At 63.9% G+C, this 2,672-nt stretch carries 3 protein-coding genes; 1 reads left to right on the top strand and 2 read right to left on the bottom strand.

Annotated features, from left to right (window positions below; all coding sequences use genetic code 11):
- Nucleotides 1-143 precede the first annotated feature (143 nt).
- Entirely contained in the window at nt 144-911 is a 768-nt protein-coding gene (locus tag JWQ24_RS27840; protein ID WP_299815635.1) for an enoyl-CoA hydratase-related protein, read from the bottom strand.
- A complete protein-coding gene (locus JWQ24_RS27835) occupies nt 908-1,555 on the bottom strand; it encodes a TetR/AcrR family transcriptional regulator (RefSeq protein WP_299815632.1) in 648 nt (215 codons plus the stop codon). Before JWQ24_RS27835 ends, JWQ24_RS27840 begins: the two co-directional genes overlap by 4 nt.
- Before the next feature lie 228 nt (nt 1,556-1,783).
- Here JWQ24_RS27835 and JWQ24_RS27830 point away from each other — a divergent pair, with 228 nt between their 5' ends.
- Nucleotides 1,784-2,548 (top strand): enoyl-CoA hydratase/isomerase family protein, encoded by a 765-nt coding sequence (locus tag JWQ24_RS27830; RefSeq protein ID WP_299815638.1) that lies wholly within the window; start codon nt 1,784-1,786, stop codon nt 2,546-2,548.
- Nucleotides 2,549-2,672: the final 124 nt, after the last annotated feature.

The following is a 2,672-nucleotide window of genomic DNA, read 5'->3' as shown; positions in this document are numbered from 1 at the left end:
GCATGGACTGCTGCATCGTCGCGGGTGCGCAGCAACTCGGCTTCCATCGCCAGCGTCAGTTCCACGCCGATGGCATTCCGCTTGGCAGCGCGGTCCAGCCCGATCAGGCGGACGCCGTCGCGATCCTCGACCTGGAGCATGCGCTAACTCCCGAGGCCGGGTTTGCTGGTGCCGGCCAAAAAACTCTCAACTGCCGCCGCGCGTGCCGACGGCCTCCCGGCCTGCATCGACTTGAGTTGAGCGAATTTGGCGGCGTTGTAGTCGAGCACAGCGTCCCACCCCATACCCGGAACGTGACGCAGGGTCTGCTTGGTAAACTGAAGGGCGAGCGGATCTTTTTCCAGCAGGCCTGCCACCAGCGTATCCGTCTCGCGGTCGAGGGCGGTCGCCGGAAAACTGAGCGTCGCGAGACCATTGCGGTCGGCCTCGATGCCGTTGAAGGGCTGACCGTCGAGCGCATGCTGGCTGACCGAACGCCGGGTCATCACGGACGATACCGCCTGTCCCACAGGCCCGCTCATGAAAGTGCCGTTGTTCGCCTCGTCCAATTTGAACTCGGCGTCATCGGCGACGTAGACGATATCGCAGGCAGCCACGAGTGCGAGCACGCTGCCATGCCATGCGCCGCGCAGCTTCGCAATGACCGGCTGCGGCAAGTCGCGCAGCAGTCGCACCAGATCGCCGCACACACCAGGCGCCATGGCCCCGCGGACTCCACCGGTCGCGCTACACAACACGACCACACGAACCAGCTCATCCGCCACTTTTGCCTCAAGCTCGGCGTGCAAAGCCCGCACCAGTGCCGGATTCAACTCACCGTACTCGAATGACAGCGTCAGGACGCCGGCGTCGACACGCGTGGACAAGCCATGGGCGGCTACCTGCTCTGAATGCATCTCGCTCTCGCTCATGGTGCACGGAATCCGGCTGCGGCAAATCGGACGAGTTCCGCCAATGCGGCTTCCGGGTCCACCGTGTCGATACCGTCATGCGTGATCGACTCGATGCGGCCCGGCATGGCCATCGTGTAGACCATCGAACCGAGCAGGAAATGAAAACGCCAATGCAGAGTTTGGTTCGGCAGGTCAGGCAGGGCTTTCGCAAGCGACTTCAGCGCCATCTCGCTCGTCCGGTTGAACGCCTTGCTCAGTGCGGCTCGTCTCACCTCCTCGCGTTCGAACGCCATGCGCGCGCGCATCATCGAGAAAGCCATGCCGTCGGGCGTGCCCAGGGCTTCGAGCCCGGGTCGCAGGAAGGCAACGAGGATGTCTTCAAGCACCGGTCGGCCGGACTTGTCGGGCTTGAGCTCACTGAGCAATTGTTCGCGGCGATCTGCGATCGGTTGCGCGCGCAGCGAGAACAGTTCCTGCAACACGGCCTCTTTCGAGCCGAAATGATAGTGCGCGGCCGCGGTGTTGACGCCGGCAGCGGCCGTGATCTCGCGCAGGCTGACCGCGTCGATGCCGCGCTCGCTGAAAAGCCTTTCCGCTGCCAGGAGTATTCGTTCAGGCGTGCCTGAGGCGACGTCCACCAATTGCTCGGCCACTTTCACCATACCCGTCTTGTCCTCTGGTTAGCCGAACGCACCTTAAGCCCACCCGCGATTTTAATCAAACGCTTGCTTCACTCAATCGTTTGAGTTACGTCACCATGACGCCCGTGTCAGGTGCGGTGTTTTCGACCGTGACGCGGGCGGCTTTGGTTCCAGGACGACGATCAACAAGTAAGCTGACAGGGCTCGTTCTCCATGAATAGCGCTTCGCGATTGCCAGAAACATTGAACGTGTCCGTGCAGGGTCGGGTGGCAATCATCTCCCTGAATCGCCCGGAGGCGATGAACGCCATCAGCATGCAGATGCGCGCCGACCTGCGCGAAACGCTGGAGGCCCTTCGGCGCGATCCCGAGATTGGCGCCGCGGTGCTCACGGGCAGCGGCGAGACGGCATTTTCGTCCGGAATGGACCTGCGCGGGTTTGCGCAGACCAATGCCGGAATGCCGGTCGCCGAGATGAAGCGTTTCCGTTGGGCCCAGGCGGAAGGCATCGCGGCTTTCGACAAACCGATCATCGCCGCGGTCAACGGCGTGGCGATCGGCGGGGGCGTTGAACTTGCGCTACTTTGCGACCTGGTGTTCGCGGCCGAGAGCGCGAGTTTCGCTTTCGCGGAAATCAAGCGCGGGTTGATGCCCGGCAATGGCGGCACGCAGCGTCTGTCGCGCCGCATCGGCCAGGCGCGCGCACTCGAGATGATCCTGACCGGCCGCAGCGTGAGCGCGGACGAAGCCCTGGCGCTTGGACTCGTCGAATACGTCGTGCCGCAAGCCGAACTGCTGACCAAGGCCGTCGCGCTGGCCGCGCAGATGGCTGCGCAGGCGCCGGTCGCCGTGCGCTCGGCCAAGGCCGCTATCCAGCGCGGCGCCGAGCTCTCGCTCGATGACGGCATACGCCTGGAGCAGGACCTGGCGGCCTTTCTCTACACCACCGAAGACGCGAAGGAAGGCCCGCGCGCTTTTCTTGAGAAACGAGCGCCGGTCTGGCGCGGTAGCTGATCGATCCACGCGAAAAGAGAACCATGTCAACCACGTCAATTCCCCTCTACCGCACCCTGCTGTTCGCGCCGGGCAGCCGCCCCGAACTGCTTGCCAAGGCTCAGACCGGCGAGGCCGATGCGCT

Source organism: Tardiphaga sp. (assembly GCF_028290495.1).
Classification (GTDB): domain Bacteria; phylum Pseudomonadota; class Alphaproteobacteria; order Rhizobiales; family Xanthobacteraceae; genus Tardiphaga.
The sequence above is the reverse complement of the archived record's forward strand: the minus strand, read 5'-3'. Positions and strand labels throughout refer to the sequence as shown.